Origin of the sequence: Variovorax pasteuri (assembly GCF_051216435.1) — a bacterium.
In the GTDB taxonomy this organism is placed as follows: Bacteria; Pseudomonadota; Gammaproteobacteria; order Burkholderiales; family Burkholderiaceae_C; genus Variovorax.
The window spans coordinates 516,659-533,059 of sequence record NZ_JBPJZS010000001.1 but is presented as its reverse complement, the minus strand read 5'-3'; the positions used below and the strand labels follow the sequence as shown (position 1 = coordinate 533,059).

The 16,401-nt window shown below is 69.4% G+C and carries 15 protein-coding genes; 8 read left to right on the top strand and 7 right to left on the bottom strand.

Annotated elements, in window-relative coordinates:
- The first annotated feature begins 88 nt into the window (after window positions 1-88).
- Together ACSFBM_RS02435 and ACSFBM_RS02430 are read left to right on the top strand one after the other, a co-directional pair.
- Complete coding sequence (locus ACSFBM_RS02435; RefSeq protein ID WP_435482973.1) at window positions 89-1,429, top strand: MFS family transporter; 1,341 nt, start codon at window positions 89-91, stop codon at window positions 1,427-1,429.
- Between the two features lie 77 nt (window positions 1,430-1,506).
- Window positions 1,507-2,115 carry a hypothetical protein gene (locus ACSFBM_RS02430; protein ID WP_435482972.1) on the top strand — a complete coding sequence of 203 codons (609 nt, stop codon included), beginning with the start codon at window positions 1,507-1,509 and terminating at the stop codon, window positions 2,113-2,115.
- An 18-nt stretch (window positions 2,116-2,133) separates the two neighbouring features.
- Here the strand turns inward: ACSFBM_RS02430 and ACSFBM_RS02425 are convergent, their stop codons facing one another.
- The 4 genes from ACSFBM_RS02425 to ACSFBM_RS02410 all read right to left on the bottom strand — a co-directional run bounded on the left by ACSFBM_RS02425 (window position 2,134) and on the right by ACSFBM_RS02410 (window position 7,805).
- On the bottom strand, window positions 2,134-2,574 hold the full coding sequence (locus tag ACSFBM_RS02425; RefSeq protein WP_435482971.1) for a helix-turn-helix domain-containing protein: 441 nt from the start codon (window positions 2,572-2,574) through the stop codon (window positions 2,134-2,136).
- A 132-nt stretch (window positions 2,575-2,706) separates the two neighbouring features.
- Complete coding sequence (locus ACSFBM_RS02420) at window positions 2,707-3,684, bottom strand: tripartite tricarboxylate transporter substrate-binding protein (protein ID WP_435482970.1); 978 nt, start codon at window positions 3,682-3,684, stop codon at window positions 2,707-2,709.
- Between the two features lie 27 nt (window positions 3,685-3,711).
- Entirely contained in the window at window positions 3,712-5,019 is a 1,308-nt protein-coding gene (locus ACSFBM_RS02415) for an alpha/beta hydrolase (protein WP_435483710.1), read from the bottom strand.
- A 62-nt stretch (window positions 5,020-5,081) separates the two neighbouring features.
- Window positions 5,082-7,805: a tannase/feruloyl esterase family alpha/beta hydrolase gene (locus ACSFBM_RS02410; RefSeq protein WP_435482969.1), complete on the bottom strand. Its 2,724-nt coding sequence runs from the start codon at window positions 7,803-7,805 to the stop codon at window positions 5,082-5,084.
- Window positions 7,806-7,935: 130 nt separating this feature from the next.
- Here ACSFBM_RS02410 and ACSFBM_RS02405 point away from each other — a divergent pair, with 130 nt between their 5' ends.
- Together ACSFBM_RS02405 and ACSFBM_RS02400 are read left to right on the top strand one after the other, a co-directional pair.
- On the top strand, window positions 7,936-8,856 hold the full coding sequence (locus ACSFBM_RS02405; RefSeq protein ID WP_435482968.1) for a LysR family transcriptional regulator: 921 nt from the start codon (window positions 7,936-7,938) through the stop codon (window positions 8,854-8,856).
- On the top strand, window positions 8,853-9,839 hold the full coding sequence (locus ACSFBM_RS02400) for a Bug family tripartite tricarboxylate transporter substrate binding protein (RefSeq protein WP_435482967.1): 987 nt from the start codon (window positions 8,853-8,855) through the stop codon (window positions 9,837-9,839). The genes ACSFBM_RS02405 and ACSFBM_RS02400 overlap by 4 nt, the downstream gene beginning before the upstream one ends.
- Here the strand turns inward: ACSFBM_RS02400 and ACSFBM_RS02395 are convergent, their stop codons facing one another.
- Window positions 9,840-10,403 (bottom strand): putative glycolipid-binding domain-containing protein, encoded by a 564-nt coding sequence (locus ACSFBM_RS02395; protein WP_435435158.1) that lies wholly within the window; start codon window positions 10,401-10,403, stop codon window positions 9,840-9,842.
- Window positions 10,404-10,524: 121 nt separating this feature from the next.
- Between ACSFBM_RS02395 and ACSFBM_RS02390 the strand changes: the two genes are divergently transcribed.
- Genes ACSFBM_RS02390 through ACSFBM_RS02380 form a run of 3 tightly spaced genes read left to right on the top strand, consistent with a single transcriptional unit; the run spans window position 10,525 to window position 13,149 of the window.
- Window positions 10,525-11,163: a YiiX family permuted papain-like enzyme gene (locus ACSFBM_RS02390; RefSeq protein WP_435482966.1), complete on the top strand. Its 639-nt coding sequence runs from the start codon at window positions 10,525-10,527 to the stop codon at window positions 11,161-11,163.
- Between the two features lie 52 nt (window positions 11,164-11,215).
- On the top strand, window positions 11,216-12,454 hold the full coding sequence (locus ACSFBM_RS02385) for a DNA polymerase Y family protein (RefSeq protein ID WP_435482965.1): 1,239 nt from the start codon (window positions 11,216-11,218) through the stop codon (window positions 12,452-12,454).
- 11 nt (window positions 12,455-12,465) lie between these two features.
- A complete protein-coding gene (locus ACSFBM_RS02380) occupies window positions 12,466-13,149 on the top strand; it encodes a TIGR02117 family protein (protein ID WP_435482964.1) in 684 nt (227 codons plus the stop codon).
- 10 nt (window positions 13,150-13,159) lie between these two features.
- On the opposite strand, the gene ACSFBM_RS02375 is transcribed toward ACSFBM_RS02380, so the two are convergent.
- On the bottom strand, window positions 13,160-14,215 hold the full coding sequence (locus ACSFBM_RS02375) for a purine-nucleoside phosphorylase (RefSeq protein ID WP_435482963.1): 1,056 nt from the start codon (window positions 14,213-14,215) through the stop codon (window positions 13,160-13,162).
- Window positions 14,216-14,370: 155 nt separating this feature from the next.
- Between ACSFBM_RS02375 and ACSFBM_RS02370 the strand changes: the two genes are divergently transcribed.
- Entirely contained in the window at window positions 14,371-15,624 is a 1,254-nt protein-coding gene (locus ACSFBM_RS02370; protein WP_435482962.1) for a DNA topoisomerase IB, read from the top strand.
- Here the strand turns inward: ACSFBM_RS02370 and ACSFBM_RS02365 are convergent.
- Window positions 15,567-16,247, bottom strand: a complete 681-nt coding sequence (locus ACSFBM_RS02365) for a hypothetical protein (RefSeq protein WP_435482961.1) — start codon at window positions 16,245-16,247, stop codon at window positions 15,567-15,569. The genes ACSFBM_RS02370 and ACSFBM_RS02365 overlap by 58 nt on opposite strands.
- Window positions 16,248-16,401: the final 154 nt, after the last annotated feature.

Sequence of the window (16,401 nt, the reverse complement as noted above, 5' to 3'; positions counted from 1 at the left end):
TGCGGCGGTGGCTGACACGCCGCACCCTCTTGGCGGCGCAGAATGTTTTGGCAACAACAACATTGCCTGCACGGCACAAGAAGGCACCATGAGCGCAGTCACGCCTGTTTCTGGAGGCCCGGCGGCCTCGTCGCCCGAAACCTCTCCCCCTCACTACTCGGCCGAAGAAAAACGCCACCGCGTCTTCGCGATCATGGCGGCCTCCTCCGGCAACCTGGTCGAGTGGTTCGACTTCTACGTGTACGCGTTCTCCGCGCTGTACTTCGCGCCGGCCTTCTTCCCCAAGTCGGACCCCACCGCGCAGCTGCTGAACACCGCCGGCGTGTTCGCCGCGGGCTTCCTCATGCGGCCCATCGGCGGCTGGCTCTTCGGCCGCATGGCCGACCGGCTCGGGCGCAAGACCTCGATGCTGATCTCCGTCACGATGATGTGCGGCGGCTCCCTCGTCATCGCGTTCCTGCCCACCTACGCGCAGATCGGCGCATGGGCGCCCTTCCTGCTGCTGATGTGCCGCCTGTTCCAGGGCCTGTCGGTGGGCGGCGAATACGGCACCACCGCCACGTACATGAGCGAGGTGGCGCTGCGCGGCCAGCGCGGCTTCTTCTCGTCGTTCCAATACGTCACGCTGATCGGCGGACAGCTGCTCGCGGTGCTGGTCATCGTGGTGCTCGAACAGCTGCTGACCGAGGCCGAACTCAAGGCCTGGGGCTGGCGCATTCCGTTCGTCATCGGCGCCATTGCCGCCGTGGTGGCCCTGCTGCTGCGCCGCACGCTGCATGAAACGCAGAGCGCCGAAGCCAAGGCCAACAAGGAGGCCGGCAGCATGGCGGGCCTGTTCAAGCACCACACGCCCGCATTTCTCACCGTGCTGGGCTACACGGCCGGCGGCTCGCTGATCTTCTACACCTTCACCACCTACATGCAGAAGTACCTGGTGAACACGGTGCACCTGCCGATCAAGACCGCCAGCTACGTGATGACCGGCGCGCTCTTCTTCTACATGTGCATGCAGCCCTTGTTCGGCGCGCTGTCGGACCGCATCGGGCGGCGCAACAACATGCTGCTGTTCGGCGGCCTGGGCGCGCTGGCCACGGTGCCCATCCTGACGGCGCTGCAGTACACGACCAGCCCGGTGGTGGCCTTCGTGCTGATCATCGTGGCGCTGGCCATCGTGAGCTTCTATACGTCGATCAGCGGCATCGTGAAGGCCGAGATGTTCCCGCCCGAGGTGCGCGCGCTGGGCGTGGGACTGGCCTACGCGGTGGCCAATGCGATCTTCGGCGGCTCGGCGGAGTACGTGGCGCTGGGGCTCAAGTCGCTGGGCCACGAGTCGGCGTTCTTCTGGTACGTGAGCGGGATGATGGTGCTTGCGTTCGTCGTCAGCCTGCGTTTGCCGAAGCAGGCCAGCTACCTGCATCACGATCATTGAGCGGCTTAAGTCCCTTTGTTCGGGCAATTCAAGCGCCCGGCCCCGGGACATACTTCCAGCCTCCGAGGGGAAGAGGCATGAAGTCAAAGTTGGAAACCGTGGCGGTGTATGGCACCGCCGTGCTCATTTGCGGCGCGTTGATCGGCGTCTTCGCGGCCTATCCGCCGGTCACGCCCGGGGATTGGGCCGAATGGGCGCAGGCCTTCGGGTCGATTGCCGCCGTCGGGCTGGGCCTGTGGGTCGTGCAGCGGCAGCGCGGGCTGGAAGCGCAGCAGCACGCGGCCATGGCATCGGCGGCACGGCTTTCGCTGCACCAGGGGGCCTTGCAACTGGTCGACGCGGTGCACAAGGTCGCCGAGAAGGTCAAGTCGCACCCCGACGAAACCGCGCTCGACCTGCTGCACCTGTCGCTCGAACTCGAGGGCGTGACGGCGGCGCTGGCGGCGGTGGACCACCTGCGCTTCGACATGCCGCGCGCGATCGATGCGCTGCTGGTGGCGCAGGCATCTTCCAGAAAACTGCTGGCACACCTGCAGCGCGCCTATGACCTGTCGCTCGACGGGCGCGGGCACAAGTGGGCGCCGGTGAAGGAGTTTGCCGAGCAGGCGAGCGATGCCGTCCGGCCGCCGATGGAGGCGCTGCGTGCGGAGCTCGAGCAGGCGCGGCAGGCTTCGATGCCTGCCTGAACCTTCGATTCGATGCCGTTATTCGGCGCCGAGCCGCTCGGCCACTTCGTGCTTTCCAAGCCCACGCACGGCAGCCAGGCTCTCCAGTTGCGCAGCCCGGGGGCGTGCCTTGCCCTGTTCCCAGTGGTAGATCGTCTGGCCCGACACGCCCACCAGCTTTCCATAAGACGCAGCGGAAATACCCAGCTTGGTGCGATGCGAGGCCAACCGGCCCGCGCTGAAGCGCCGCTTGGTGCCGCCTTCGTCCGCCTCGTCGCTTTCGCTGGCGCGTGCGCTGCGCGTCGCGCCCTTGGCGACGCTGCGCAGTTCCTTTTCCAACGCACTCACCTGGCGGCGCAACGCGGCAATGGCCGCGCGGTGCTGTACAGATGCCTTCTTGAGGGTTTCGATTTCCACGCGCACTTCCTTGCGGGCGACGCGTGAAATCTCGGATTTAAGGATCGATGCAATGTTTGGCATGCCGGCATTGTGCCCAGCAAATGTGAACTCGCGAAAAGAATGCTGAATTCCCGAGCAATTCAAACTTCGAACTTTTGATCGCGCCGCAAGGATCCCGCGCCGCGCGCTACGGGTGCCGATAGCAGGTAGCGATCAATCCGCGTACACGCCGGCCGCCTTGATGATCGGCGTCCACTTCGCAATTTCATCGATCACGAACTTCTTGTGGCCTGCCGGTTCGATGCGCCCGTCGGTGGCCACCACCGCGCCCAGCAGTTCTTCGCGGCGGATGAAGTCCGGGTCCTTCAGCGCGACCTTGAGCGCGTCGTTCAGCTTCTTCAGCACCGGCGCCGGCGTGCCCTTGGGCGCATACAGGCCGTGCCAGATCGTGACCTGGAAGTTCTTCAGGCCGGCTTCGTCCAGCGTGGGCAGGTCTTTCAGCATCGGCAGCGCCAGGCGATGGGGCGTGGTGACGGCAAAGGCCTTCACCTTGCCGCCCTGGATCTGCGGCGTGGTGTTGGTGGTCTGGTCGCACAGAAGGTCGATCTGCCCGCCGATCAGGTCGGTGATGGCGGGTGCGGTGCCCTTGTAGGGCACGGGCGTCATCTCGGTCCTGGTGGCGCTCTGGTACAGCAGGCCGCACAGGTGCGAGGCCGAGCCCACGCCCGCGTTGCCGATGTTGATCTTGCCCTTGTTCGCAGCAATCCAGTTCGCCAGTTCCTTGTAGTTGATGGCCGGGATGCTGGGCTTGGCGATGAGCGTCATGGGCACGTCGTTGACGATGCCCAGGTACTCGAAATCGGTCTCGACCTTGAACGGCACGTTGCGCACCAGGCTCGGCACGGTCGCCATGGCGATGTGGTTCAGCAGCAGCGTGTAGCCGTCGGGCGTGGCACGCGCCACCTTGGCCGCGCCGATGGAGCTGCCCGCGCCGGGCACGTTGTCGATGATGACGGTGCCGCCACCCAGCGGCTTGCGCAACGCCTCGGCCAGGTCGCGTGCGACGCGGTCGGTCGGTCCGCCGGCCGCGAAGGGCACGATGATGGTGATCGACTTGCTGCCGGGAAAGTCCTGCGCGTGGGCAGCGACGGCGGCAGCGGCGAGCGCCGCGAGGGCGAACAGTTTTTTCATGAAGTCTCCGTAACGTGGAAAAGAAAATCAGGGCGCGCGCGCGGGCACGCGGCTTTCGAGCGTGGGCGGTTGCCACGCGGGCTGGATGTGGCAGCCGTTCTTGCCGTCGGTGTCGTAGCGCGCCGCGAGCGCCTTGCAGCGTTGCGCCAGGCCTTGGGGCGTGGGCTTCTCGCCCTTGTCGATCCAGTCGAGCAGCGCTGCGAAGAGCGCGGGGTATTCCGAGTCGCTCAGGTAGCTGTGCTCGCGCTCGCTGCTGAAGCTCTGCACCAGCAGGCTGCCGGTGCCGGCCGCGTCGCGGATGCGGCGGTACGCGTTCTCCAGTTCGACGAAGGCGGTCGGGTCGTCGATGGCATGCAGGCCCACGGTGGGCAGCGCGGTGCGGCCGGTCGGCTGGCTGTCCGCCGCCAAGGCACCCATGGCCTGCGGGTCGGCCGCGTAGCGCGCCACGCCGGCATTCAGCGCCGCATCGTCGGCCGAGCCGGTGTACACCACGCCGATGTTGCCGAAGGGGTTGCGCCCGTCCAGGCGCTTCTGCACCAGGTCCTGGAACAGCCAGGTCGCCCACGTGAGGTGGCCGAGCAGCGAGCGCTCCTGGATCTTCACGACCGACAGGATGGTCTTCAGGTGCGCCGCCTGCTCGGGCGTGCGCTGCGCGGCGGGCAGGCCGACGCCGGTGCATTCCTTCACGCGCTCGGCGAGGTCGGCGCGCGTGAGCTTCGAGTCCGCCGGCAGGCCCATCCACAGCGGGTACTGCGCCTCGTCGGGACGCGGATGGTTGCGGCAGACGTACTGGTAGACCACGCGCAGGTCGAGGCGAAAGTCGTAGTTGTTGTTGCCGCCGCCGATCACGCCGCTCGTGAGCAGCAAGCCGTCGTACGGACTCTTCGCATCGCCGGCGGGCGCATAGAGTTCGGCCGCCTTCGCGGCCACGCCGCCGCCGTAGCTCTGTCCGTGCAGCAGCGTGCGGCGCGGCTGGCCGAAGTAGCGCACGAAGATCCGGCGCAGGCGCTCGGTGTCTTTGGCCGCCATGGTCACGCCGTAGCCGCCGCGCCGGTAGGTGGAGCCGGCCCAGGCGTAGCCAGCCTTCACGGTGACGGCCCAGCGCTTGAGGTCTTCCTCGCTGCGCTCGAGCTTGGGCGGCCCGGTCTCTGGGCCGCCGTGGGCGTGCATGACGAGCACGCCCTTGCCGTCCCTGGCCCAGTCCTTCGGAATGGCGATCCAGTACAGGGCGCCCGTGCCGTCATCGCCGGTGTAGCAGCGCGCGGCGTCGGGCACCGGCGAGGGACAGGCTGCGGCCTTGGGCGCGGACGGTGGTGCCGCCTGCGCGGACAGCATCGGCGCCAGGCCGAGCAGGGCGAATGCCGCGATGAATGTCAGGCGATGGCCGTTTGGTTTGTTCAATGCCGTACTCCGAGTTCCAGCGCCGCATTCGTGCCCGGGTTGGAAACGAATGCGAGAACGCCGCTGTTGAAGATGAAATTGCCTGGTCGGCCTGCATCGGCCTGCACCACGCCGGGCACGGGCGTGTCGTAGCTCAGCACCGCGGCCGCACCGGCGAGATTGAACCCGCTGCCGGCCACCGTGGCATCGTGGTTCTCGCCCTTGACACTGACCAGCGCATAGCTGCCGTCGGCCGCGCCGGTCATCAGGCTCTGCTGCAGGCCGAACAGGCGCAGCCCCGCATTGGCGGCCGACTCGCGCACCAGGTGCAGCGGCACGGCAACGCCATTGACCAGCCCGATCACCATCGAGCCGGTGAGCGTGCCGCCGGTGGTGACGGCGCTGCCCGTGGGCGAGGTGGAGAACAGGTCGAAGGCGCCATGCGCGGCGTTGTAGTTGATGTAGCCCTTCTCGGTCTGCGTGCAGGCGGCGTCGTAGGTGACGAAGCCGCCGGTGACCGCGTCGCGGCAGTACTGGAAAGTGCCCGCATTGCGCAGCCGCACCGAGGACGCATGCGCCGCCGTGCCGCCCGAGCCCTGCTGCACGCCCACCGCGTTGAAGACGGCCGCCACCGGGTTGAACACCGCAGGCGCCGCCGTGTTCTCGAAGGTGTTCTGGAACGCCACCAGCGGTGCGAAGCCGCCGCCGCTCGGGGCGTTCACGCCGCCCAGCAGCACGCCGCCGGCGCCGAAACTGAACACCGCCCCGCTCTCGCCGCTGGCGTAGCTGCAGCTGCCCTCCGACACCAGCGAGCCGGTGCGCTGCGTGCCGGCGGCGCGCTGCAGGCTTGCATCGATGGTCACGGTATAGGCCATGGTGGACGGGTCGATCAGCACGCGCAGCTCTTCGCCGAAGCTGTCGCCGCCCTTGTAGCTGGTGACGGATGCCGGCAGGTTGGGGCAGGCCAGCGGGTCGCCGACTTCGGTCACGCAGCTGTAGTTGACGGCCGCGTCCAAGCTGCCGCTGCCGCGGTACTTGGGCCATGCCGGAAACTGGCACAGCGGGCGCGTGCGGCCGTAGGTGCCGGCCACCGCATCCACCGCCACGCCGGTGGCGGGCGCGAGCCCCCCTTCCACCCAATCCTCGAGCGCGGCCAGCGAGTCCCAGTTGGGAATGAAGCTGCCGGTGCCGTGGCCCATGCCGGGCACGGTGTAGAAGCGCACGTTCTGGTCGACCGCCGCCTGGCCCACCGTGGCGATGAGCTGCTTGTAGTAGTCGATGGTCGAGTTCGGGCTGATCACCTCGTCGGCCAGGCCGTGCAGCATGATGAGCCGGCCGCCATGCGCGAAGAACGGCGCCAGGTCGGGGTTGGTCGCGTCGGTGAGATTCGACACCTCGGTCACCCGCGCCGCGTAGGCACCCGGGTCCAGCGGGTCGAAGCCGAGCGTGTCGAAGCCGGCGATGCGCGTCACGAAGTACTTCACCCACTGGTCGCCGGTGAGGTACACGTTGGCGTCGGCCGAGGTGGCCGGATTGCCCGGCACCTTGCGCGTGCCGAGGTCGCGCGAGGTGTACGGGCCCGCCACCAGCGCGCCTTCGAGCAGGTTGTAGCCGCCCGCGCGCCTCACGCCGTTGGCCAGCGCATAGGTCGTGAAGTCCAGCGGCGACTCGATGGTGCGCACGGTGGCGATCTGCGCGTCCGACAGGCAGCTGTCGCCCGTGTCGGTGCCGCCGCTGCAGCGCAGCGAGGCCAGGACCTGCGCGTTCAGCAGGCGGCAGCTTTCCACGTTGCTCACGATGTTGTCGGCCGCGCCGTCGAGCCTGTCGCAGGCCTGCATGGCGGCCTTCTGCACCAGCAGCGTCTTGGCCACGTTCATCCAGCCCGCGCCACCGTTGGCGTAGAGCGCACGCCCCACCGCCACGTTCGACAGCCGCGTGCCGGTGTAGTTGAGCGCGGGCTCGTTGGCGATCACGCCGTCGTAGTCCAGCGGCCAGCGCTGGATGTAGCTCAGCGCGTCGCGCCCGCCGGTCGAGGTGCCGAGGAAGTAGGCATGCTTCGGCGCCACGCCGTAGCGCGCGAGCACCAGCGCCTGCGCCACGTCGCGCGTCTTCTTGAGCGACTGGCCGCCGTAGTTGGCCAGTTGCTCGTCGTTGGCGGCGAAGCGCCCGTCGGTGATGCTGCCCGACTGGTGGCCCGAATCGTCGCCGTAGGTGGCGTAGCCCAGCGCCAGCGGCGCGGGCTTGCCGGCGGGGCCGAAGCGGATGACCTCGGTGCCGTCGATGAGCACGCCGTCGAAGCCGCCGCCCCCGAAATGGATGGTCTTGCGGTTCCATTGCTCGGGCAGGTTGACCGCGAAGTTGATGGCCGACGCGCTCGCGTCCACAGGCTGGATGGTGCCGCGCACGCGGCAGTAGTCGCCGAGTGTGTTGCCCGCGTCGCCGGCGGCCACGGGCGTGGCGCTGGTGACGGTGGCGCCTTGCGTGGGCAGGCCGATGAGCGCCGCGGGCAGGCTCTTGCCCGACAGGTCGGCGCAAGCGACGACCGGCTGCACGGGCGGAGCCGGCAGGTTGTCCGGTGGGTCGTTGGCCGGCGGGGCGCTGCCGGCGGAAGGCGCCGTCGGCAGGAAGAAGCCTGCTCCGCCTCCCCCTCCGCTTCCGCCGCCACAGGCAGCAAGGACCAGCGACAGGCCGGTCGCGCAAAGGACAACACGAAACTTCGGTGCGGGGCGCGGTGTGCGCATGGGTTTGTCTCCGTCGTGCGGCCTCGGTGGGCCGCTTTTTGAATGGGCGGCCGGACGATAGATTCACGAGTGACTTAGGGTCAAATAAAATAAAGTGGCACTCCTGATACAAAAAACATATGAGAGACACATGGACATCCGGGCGCTGAGGTACTTCGCCGCCGTGGCCGAGACCGGCCACATGACGCGCGCGGCCGAGCAGCTGGGCATCCAGCAGCCGCCGCTGAGCCTGCAGATCAAGTCGCTCGAGCGCGAGCTGGGCGTGCTGCTGTTTCGCCGCCATCCGCGCGGCGTGGCGCTCACCGACGCGGGCCGGCTGTTCCAGGCCGAGGCGTTGCGCATGCTGCAGGACATGGAGGCCATGAAGCAGCGCATGGCGCACGTGGCCACCGGCCAGGCCGGCACGCTGGCGGTCGGCTTCACCAGCTCGGCCGCGGCGCACCGCTTCATGCCCGAGGCGCTGCGCGCGTTCCGCCGCGCCTACCCCAAGGTGGCGCTGCAGCTGCGCGAAGACAACGCGGCCGAACTCACCGAGGCGCTGGCGGCAGGCCGCCTGCACTGCGGCCTGCTGCGTGTGCCGGTGGCGCGGCCCGAGGGGCTGGTGTTCGAGACGCTGCTGCGCGAACCGGTGTGGGTGGCCATGCCCAGCGACCACCGCCTGGCCGTGGGCCGGCGCAAGGGCTCGCGCGCGCTGCCGCTGGCCAGGCTGTGCGAGGAAGGCATCATCCTCGTGCGGCGCCCGGGCGCGCCCGGCCTCTATGCCGACCTGCTCGCGCTGTGCCACGCCAAGGGCCTGCGCCCGCGCGTGGTGGCCGAAGTCGATCGCATGATGACCAACCTGAACCTCGTGGCCGCCGGTGTCGGCCTGTCGGTGGTGCCGGCCTCGATGACCGGGGTGCACGCGCACGCCATCGCCTATGCGCGGCTGGCCGACGGCGGACAGCTCGACGCACCGCTCACGCTGGTGTCGCGCGCCGAGGAAGACAACCTGCCCGCGCGGCACTTCGCCGCCTTGCTGCGCCGGCTGGCCTCCGAGAGCCCGGAGCCATGAGCCCGCTTCGGCGCCGCGCGTTCATTCGACGGGCAGGCACCGCGCTGGCCGCCGTGTGCGCCACGCCGCGCCTGCTGCACGCCGCGGGCCCGAACCGCCCGTTGCGCCTGATCGTGGTCTACCCGCCCGGCGGCGTGAGCGACGGCATGGCGCGCGTGCTGGCGGAGCCGCTCGCACAGGCGCTCGGCGTGCCGGTGCTCGTCGAGAACCGCCCGGGCGCGGGCGGCAGCCTGGGCATGGACGCGCTCGCGCGCGCCGCGCCCGACGGCAACACGCTGGCCTTTTCCGCCATCAGCCCGCTCACGCTGCACCCGCTGCTTGCGCGCGTGCCCTACGACCCGCTGCGCGGCTTCGTGCCCGTGGCCAGCGTGATGCGCACGCCGGTGCTGGTGGTCGGCACGCCGGCCTTCACGGGGCGCGGTTTCGGCGAACTGATCGCGCAGGCGCGGCTGCAGCCGGGCGCGGTGCGCTGGGCGACTTCGGGCGTGGCCACCATCGGCCACATGGTGCTCGCGCAGGTGCGCATGCAAAGCCGCACCGACATCACGCACATTCCCTACCAGGGCGGCGGGCCGCAGCTCAACGATGCGCTCAGCGGGCAGTTCGAGGTGCTGTCGACCAACGTCGCGGCGCAGCAGCTGCAGTACATCGAGGGCGGGCGTTTCCAGGCACTGGCGGTCGGTGCGCCCGCGCGCATCGAGGCGCTGCCCGCGGTGCCCACGCTGGCGGAGCTGGGTTTCGACAAGGCCAACCGCGACTCGCTGTTCGGCATCTTCGCGCCGGCGCGCACGCCGGCGGCGCTGGTTCAGCGGCTCAATGCGCAGATCAACCGGGTGCTCGGCAGCGAAGCGGTGCGCGAGCGCTTGCGCGGTGCGTACAACCTGCCGGCGGGTGGAAGCAGCGACGACTTCGCGCAAGAGATCGCCGTCGACCGTCGGCGCAACCGCGCGCTGGTGGCGGGGGATCGGTCGCAGTTCGACTGATCAGTTTTCGGCGGCCCAGAGCCGCGGATAGTCGCGCACGAAGCCGTCTTCGGTGACACCCAGCGTGGCCGCATAGTCGAAGCGCTTGGCTTCGTAGGCGTATTCGCCGTCGCCCGTGCGCCGGTAGCGCTGTGCCAGCTCGCTCAGCACGCCGCCGCCATCCAGGTCGACCCAGGCGGCCGGTGCATCGGCGCTCTCGCCCTGTGCAAGGTTGAGCCGGCGCAGCTGCAGCAGGTTGGTGGCGGGCGTGAAACCCAGGTCGAGGTCCACGCAGTGCGACAGGTCGGGCACCGCCTCGTCGTTGAGCTTCCAGTGGCCGCGCGCGTCGCGGGCAATCGACAGGTCGACCGCCGACTCGCCCAGCCAGCCGCGCACCGTGCCCCACTGCGTGTGCCAGTGCAGGTCGCAGCGCACGCGGTAGTGCAGCTGGCCGATGCGCCCGCCTTCCAGGCGGAACACGGCCGCGCCGTCGAGCTGCCAGGCCGAGGCGTTGCGTTCGAGACGGCAGGCATCGTGACCCGGTGCGTCGAGCCTGCGCCAGAGGATGGAGGCGACGGTTTGCATGGCGCGGATGATGGCACCGCCATGCTGCAGTGCGCAAGCAATGACCCGCGGCGCCCGCAGGTGGCGGTCAGGTTCGCGGTTGCCTGGCCAGGCGCGAGGTGTGCCGCACAATGCGCGCCACATGACCTTCAAGCTCCCCGCGGCGCTGGCGCTGCCTCTGTCTGCAGCGCTCGCGCTGCTCCTGTACGCCCTGCCCTTCGGCACCAGCCACGCCGCCGCGCTGAAAGACGGCGACATCGTCTTCCACACCTCGCGCTCGGCCCAGAGCGTGGCGGTGCAGCGCGCCACCGGCTCGCGCTACAGCCACATGGGCATCGTGCTGTTGCGCGACGGCAAGCCCTACGTGTTCGAGGCGGTGCAGACCGTGCGCTACACGCCGCTGGCGCAATGGACGGCGCGCGGCAACGGCGGGCACTACGTGGCGAAGCGGCTGCGCAATGCCGACACGCTGCTGACACCCGGCGCCATCGCGCGCCTGCACGCGAAGACCTCGGACTTCGAAGGCCGCCCCTACGACCTGACCTTCGAATGGTCGGACGGGCGCATCTACTGTTCCGAGCTGGTGTGGAAGCTCTACCAGCGCGCGCTGGGCGTGCGCATCGGCGAGCTGCAGAAGATCCGCGAATTCAACCTGAACGACCCGGCGGTGCGCGCCAAGATGCGCGAGCGCTACGGCGACAGGGTGCCGATGGACGAGCCCGTCATCTCGCCGGTGGCGATGTTCGACTCGCCCCTGCTCACCACCGTGGAAACACGCTGACCCAATCGCCCCGCGCGGGCGAACGGGGCCGGGCCGGGAGACAATTGTTGCCGTGAGTTCCCAGACCCCGTCTCCTCCCATCCGCCGCATCGCGCACCTCGACATGGACGCCTTCTACGGCTCCGTCGAGCTGCTGCGCTATCCGCAGCTCAAGGGGTTGCCGGTGGTGATCGGCGGCGGGCGGCGCCGCGTGGACGAGGCCATCCGCGACCTGCCCGATGGCGGCACGCTGGCCGACATTCCGGTCGATTCGTTTCCCCGGCTGAAGGACTACACCGGCCGCGGCGTGATCACCACCGCCACCTACCCCGCGCGCCAGTTCGGCGTGGGCTCGGCCATGGGGCTCATGAAGGCCGCCAAGCTGTGCCCGCAGGCCATCATTTTGCCGGTGGACTTCGACGAATACCGGCGCTACTCGCGCGCCTTCAAGCAGGTGATCCTGGAGATTGCGCCGCTCATGGAAGACCGCGGCGTGGACGAGGTGTACATCGACTTCACCGACGTGCCCGGCGGCCAGCGCGACGGCGGGCGCTCGCTGGCGCGCTTGATCCAGAAGGCCATCCTCGACGCCACCGGCCTCACCTGCTCCATCGGCGTGGCGCCCAACAAGCTCATCGCCAAGATGGCAAGCGAGTTCGAGAAGCCCAAGGGCATCTCGGTGGTGTACGAGGGCGACCTGGAAAGCCGCATCTGGCCCCTGCCCTGCCGCAAGGTGAACGGCATCGGCCCCAAGGCCGACGAGAAGCTCAAGCGCTTCGGCATCGAGACGGTGGGCCAGCTGGCCGCGCGCGACCGCGACTGGCTCATGGCCACCTTCGGCAAGGCCACCGGCGCCTGGATGCACGAGGTGTCCTGGGGCCGCGACGACCGGCCCGTGGTGACCGAGAGCGAGCCGGTGTCGATGAGCCGCGAGACCACCTTCGAGCGCGACCTGCACGCGGTGCGCGACCGCGCCGAGCTGGGCGCGATCTTCACGCACCTGTGCGAGAAGGTGGCCGAAGACCTGCAGCGCAAGGGCTATGTGGGCAAGACCATCGGCATCAAGCTGCGCTACGACGATTTCAAGATCGCCACGCGCGACCAGACCATCGAGCGCTTCACCGCCGACGCGAAGACCATCCGCCAGACCGGCGGCCAGTGCCTCAAGCGCGTGCCGCTGGAGCGGCCGCTGCGCTTGCTGGGCGTGCGCGTGGGAGCGCTGGCCAAGGCGGGCAGCCCCGAGGCGCAGGCGCCGGCCGGCCCCGGGCGTGCGGCGACGGAGCCGGTGGCGACCACGGCGTCGCTGTTCTGAACGGACCCGCAGTGAAACGCTGGCTTCGACGCGTCGCCTTCACGCTGCTGGGCTTCGTGGCGCTGGTCGGCCTCTATGTGGCCACGGCCTGCGCGCTGATGTTCTGGCCAGCCAACGCGAAGCCGCAGCAAGGCAAGGCCGCGCCCGAGGTGCAGGCCTGGGTGCTCAGCAACGGCGTGCACACCGACTACGTGTTCCCCATCCGCTCGGCTGCCGTCGACTGGCTGCAGGTGTTTCCGCTGCAAGACTTTCGCGCGCCGCCGCCCGATGCCGAGTTCATCGCCATCGGCTGGGGCGACCGCGAGTTCTACCTGAACACGCCCACCTGGGCCGACCTGACGGCGTCGCGCGCCTTCGGGGCGCTGTCGGGCGGCAACCGCGCGCTGATGCATGTGAGCTACCTGCGGCGCGGGCAACTGGGGCGCGGCGCCTACGCCCTGCCGCTGTCGCAGGCCCAGTACGCGCAGCTGGTCGGCTACGTTCGCGTCGCCCTGCCCCAGGGCCGGGCCACGCCCATCGCAGGCGCGCACTACGACAACCAGGACGCCTTCTACGAAGCCAACGGCGGCTACAACCTGTTCGAGACCTGCAACACCTGGACCGGACGCGGGTTGCGGCAGGCGGGCGTTGCCGTGAGCCGCTGGACACCGTTCGACTTCACGGTGACCTGGCACCTGCAAGCTGCGGCGCCTTGAGCGGCGGTGTTCAGGGCTTGGGCACGCCCACCGACCACGTCGGCCAATTCGCGACGATGTGGTCCACCACGCGGCTGCCCACCAGCTCGATGTTCTCCACCGTCTCCGCAAAGCCGCCCGCCGTCTCGCCCGGCGCCGGGTCCAGGTGCTGCAGCGTGGTTTCCTTCGGGCTGCCCTGGTCGAAGTTGACCGCGCCGCGCAGGCTCATCACCCGGTCGGTGCCGTGGGTGCGCTTGATGACGAGGGTGATGGCGGCGGCTTCCATCTCGGTGATGACGTAGTCGTCCGCGCCGTAGAGCTTCGCGATGTACTGCGCCTGCTTCGACATGCCCGGGCCGTGGAAGAAGGTGTCGCCGGTCATGTGCGTGCCGGTGCCCACGAAGGGCGCGCGGCGGGCGGCCGCGTCGGGGTAGCGCAGGCGGTACTTGCGGGCCGACTCGGAGTCCTTGAGCGGCGTGTCGCCCGAGAGCTTCATGGCCCAGCTCACCAGGTCGGGGTTGAGCCGGAAGCGGCGGTAGTCCTCGTAGCCCTTGCGCGGCATGAAGGTCGGCTCGCCGGCCTTGTTCTCTTCGGGCGCCCAGCGGTGGCCCAGGTCGTAGTCGACCAGCCAGGTCGCCCAGCTCACCTCGCCGATGGTGCCGCGCGAAGGCGGCGTGCCGGCCACGCCCGAAATCACGTAGTAGGCCTGCGAGAAATCGAGCTGCGGGTTCAGCAGGATGGCCTGCATCGACGACGACGAATTGACCTTGCCCATGCCCAGCACCGCGCCGCACACGCCGTCGGCGTTGCAGTACACGGGCTGCAGCGCGCCCGGCACGGCGATGGGCCTGGCGCCCTTCCAGTAGCGCTCGTACCAGTGCTGGAACTCGCCGGCGCGGTCGCCCGTGTTCTGGCCGATCTCGAACATGGCGGCGACGAAGACCTTGACCTTCACGGGTGCGGCCGGCGCCGGCGCCGATGCTGCCGGGGTGGACGTGGATGTGGAGGCGCACGCGGTGAGAAGCAGTGCCGCGGCGGGCACTGCCAGCCAGCGGGCGGTGAAGACGCAAGACGCGAGGGAAGTCATTCGGGTGGTCGATCGAAAGAAAAGAAAAGGGGATGCGACGGCAAAAGCAACAAGCGCGCCCAGCGCACGGCCGGCTCTTGCGGCGTCCTACAGGCGGCCATTGTCGGTGCTGGCACAAGCGGGTTGTCGCTTCAACAGCTTCACCATCTCACCCCATGCCGGCCACCACCGCTTCTTCCGCCCCCGCTGCCAAGCCCCCGTCGAAGCCCACGCCCATCGCCAACGGGCTGGTCTACGTGAACCCCGACATGCCGGGCATCCAGCGCCTGAAACAGGGCGAGCGATTTCGCTACCGGGACGCCAAGGGCCGGTGGCTGCGCGATGTCGACGAGATCTCGCGCATCCGCATGCTGGCCATTCCGCCGGCCTACACCCAGGTGTGGATCTGCCCGCTGCCCAACGGCCACCTGCAGGCCACCGGCATCGACGCGCGCGGGCGCAAGCAGTACCGCTACCACGCCGACTGGCGCTCGATGAAGGACGAGAGCAAGTTCGAGCGCCTCGAGGCCTTCGCGCTGGCGCTGCCCCGCATCCGCGCCCGCGTGGCGCGCGACCTGCAATTGCCCCGGGGCAGCAAGACGCCCGGGCGCAGCCAGGTGCTGGCCGCGGTGGTGCGCCTGCTCGACACCACCCTGCTGCGCGTGGGCAACGAGGAATATGCGAGCACCAACGGCTCCTACGGCCTGACCACGCTGCGCAACCGCCATGCGGCGGTGCAGGGCCAGGCGCTGCGGCTGCGCTTTCGGGGAAAGAGCGGCGTGATGCACGACGCCAGGCTGGACGACCCGCGCGTGGCCAGGGTGGTGCGCCAGTGCCAGCAGCTGCCGGGGCAGACGCTGTTCCAGTACGCGGACGACGACGGCACGCCGCACAGCGTGTCGTCCACCGACGTGAACGACTACCTGGCCGAGGCCGCGCGCGGCGAACGCTTCACCGCCAAGGACTTCCGCACCTGGCACGGCACCGTGCAGGCGCTGGAGCTCACCCGGCTGGCTTGCGAGCCCGGCCGCGCCGCCGCGGATGGCACCCGCTACACGGCCAAGGACATCCTGGCGGCCGTGGCCAAGCAGCTGGGCAACACCCCGGCCGTGTGCAAGAAGGCCTATGTGCACCCTGCGGTGCTGGCACTGGGCAGCGCGCTGTCGGACGGCGACGAGGCCACGAGCGCGCTGTTCGAGAAGATCGGCGGCAGCAGCAAGGCCCGTACCTCACGCGGGCTGCATGCGGCGGAGCGCCGGATGCTGGCCTTCCTGAAGGTGCAACGCCAAGGCCAGGCGCGCGAGCGGCGCGCCACCCGGGTGGCCCTGCCCTCGCGCAAGGGCACGACGAAACCCGCCGGCAACAGCAAGGCTCAGTTGCCGGTGGCCAGGACCAGGCGCACGCTGTCCGCCTCCAGCGTCACGGCATAGCCGAGGTCTTCGGCCAGGTTCTGCAGCGCGACCGCGTCGATGGCCAGCGCGCGCGGCGCACGGTGTGCTTCGAACACCGCATGCGTGGCACCCGGCTCGCGTGGTACGGCCGTGAGGCGCAGCGCATTGGCGCCGTCCGCCTCGACGCGAATGGCGCCGGCGTCTTCCACGCTGTCGTGCAGGTAGCCAAGCGACCCCAGGAACAAATAGCGCAAGGCGGCGGCGGCGGGCCAGCGCTGTTCGTCCTCTTGCGGCGCGAGCGCGTCGTCGGTCTCGAGCGACACGCCGTGCAGGTCGAAGGCGGCGCGCATCAGCGTCACGCATTGCGCCACCAGCGCGCTGCGGCTGATGCCGTCGTCGGTCGTGGCCAGTTCCCAGTCACGCAGGGAACGAATGGCCTCGACCAGTTCGCTCACCTGGTTGTCGATGAGCGCCACGCGTTCCTCGCAGGCCTTGGGGTCGATGGCGGGCGCGGCGACCTGGCGCTTGAGCATCAGCAGCGCCATGCGGATCACCGAAACGGGCGCCGCCATGTCGTGGCGCAGGGCGGGCAAGGCCCGGGTCAAAAGTTCGTGGCGCACGCCGGCGGCGATCCAGCTGCGCGCGCTGGGAGAAGCTTTCATCGCGCGGCGGCCACGGGTGCAAGGTTGATCGGCACGGTCACGGTGTACTTCCTGAAACGAGAGGGGGAAATACAAGTATCGTGCCCACCCTTGGCCACGGGTGTAGGAGCGTGCCTACGATGGCCGCCCGAAGCACGCGGCCGCGCCCGGTCCG